Annotated in this window: 1 protein-coding gene; it reads right to left on the bottom strand. The window is 69.4% G+C overall.

Going from position 1 to position 1563, the window contains the following annotated elements; genetic code table 11:
- Positions 1-114 precede the first annotated feature (114 nt).
- Entirely contained in the window at positions 115-1464 is a 1350-nt protein-coding gene (locus GTW51_RS23275) for an IS1380 family transposase (RefSeq protein WP_163046395.1), read from the bottom strand.
- Between the last annotated feature and the right edge of the window lie 99 nt (positions 1465-1563).

Below are 1563 nucleotides of genomic sequence, written 5' to 3'. Positions count from 1 at the left end.
GGGTCGGTGTCGCCCATGCTTTTCGGGCGCGCTCGCGGTGGCGGCGCGGTTCGGGATGTTCGGGTTTTGAGGTTGCGGTTTCGGGGCGAGCGGGGGCGACGGCCGGGGCGGTCGTCAGATTGGCGCCATGCGCGGCAGTCGCTCGAGAAGCAGGCGCATCAGGTGCGCGGCGGGACAGGCGCTCGGCAGGTGCAGCGTGATGCGGGTCTTCATGTCGTCGACGCGTGCGGCGATCTTCACGATGCGCAGGCGCAGCGTGTCGAACTGGGCGCGCCGCCACGGCGAGCGCTTCGGCAGGGCGGCGCGCAGGGTCCACATCAGCCAGTAGGCGCCGGCATGCAGGAACAGCCTGAGCTGGTTGGCGGCGGCGCTGCTGCACGAAGTGCGATCGGCGGCGAGATGGGCTTTCCACGCCTTGATGTGGTTCTCGGTCTGGCCGCGGGCACAGTAGACGCCTTCGTACAGCGTCTTGCCGGTCCCACTGGCCAGGCTGGTGACGATGAAGCGGGTGTCGCAGCCGCGGGGGCCGGCCTCGACGCGGGCGATAATACGCTCGACCCGGCTCCAGGAGGCGGCGCCATCGTGGAATTCCTTGAAGCGACGGACCGTGGCGCCGTCAACCGTCTCGGCCCGTGCTATCGTGGAGGCTTCCAGCGTTGCCACATGGCGGCGCAGCACGGCGGTGGTCGGCAGGCCGAGGATGAAGTCCACGCCGCGTGCCCGGCACAGGTCGAGCACCTCGGGCGCGCAGTAGTGGCCGTCGCCGCGCAGCAGGATCTCCACCCGCGGCCAGTGGCTGCGGATCTCGCGGAACAGCCGGCGCAGATGCGCGGCGATCTCGCGACCCTTCGGCCGCTTCGCCGGGCGCAACACTGCGGCCACGAAGCGTCCCGCGCCGTCGAACACCACGATCGGCTGGAAGCCGTAGTCGTCGTAGTGGGCGTTGAATAGCCGAAGCTGCTGGCCGCCATGAACCGCGTCGAAGGTGTCGTCGATGTCGAGGATGATGCGCTTCGGAACCTGCGCGAACGAGGCGCAGTAGAGCCCGACCATGGCGCGGCCCATCTTCAGCAGCATGCGTCGATCGGGCAGGTTCTCGAGCCGGCTGACGGTGGACTGCGAGCAGAGGTCGCGCTCGCCCGGCAGCCGCTCCAACGCTATCTTGAACACCGGGTCGGCGCGCAGGGCGTTGGCGTCGATGCCGTCCTCGTAGCCCGCCGCGATCATCAGCATGCGGAAGCGCAGGATGTCGGCGGCGCTGTGCAGGGTGCGGGCGGGATCGCGGGGATCGTCGATGCAGGCCGCGAGCTTGCCGGCGACGTCGAGCCGCCGCTCGACCTCGCGCAGCGCCAGCAACCCGGCGTCCGAGGACAGCGAGCCGCCGTCGAAACGGGCGGTCACCACCTTGCCGTTCACCGGTGACAGGCCCGGCAGCGGCGGCGTAGTCTCGTCCTTGGCGGGCATGGTCCCTCCGATCTGGAGTTTTTGGCGTCAGCACCCAAAAACTACGCCGGATCAGAGGCTTGGGCTAGGCCCGCCAGCCATGACGCATAATGCGGGCTA

Source organism: Aurantimonas aggregata (assembly GCF_010500835.1).
Lineage (GTDB): Bacteria > Pseudomonadota > Alphaproteobacteria > Rhizobiales > Rhizobiaceae > Aurantimonas > Aurantimonas aggregata.
This window is presented reverse-complemented; position numbering and strand designations above follow the sequence as displayed.

Excerpts from the sequence above, each read along its gene's own strand:
- GTW51_RS23275 (WP_163046395.1), bottom strand. The coding sequence starts at position 1,464 with ATGCCCGCCAAGGACGAGACTACGCCGCCGCTGCCGGGCCTGTCACCG.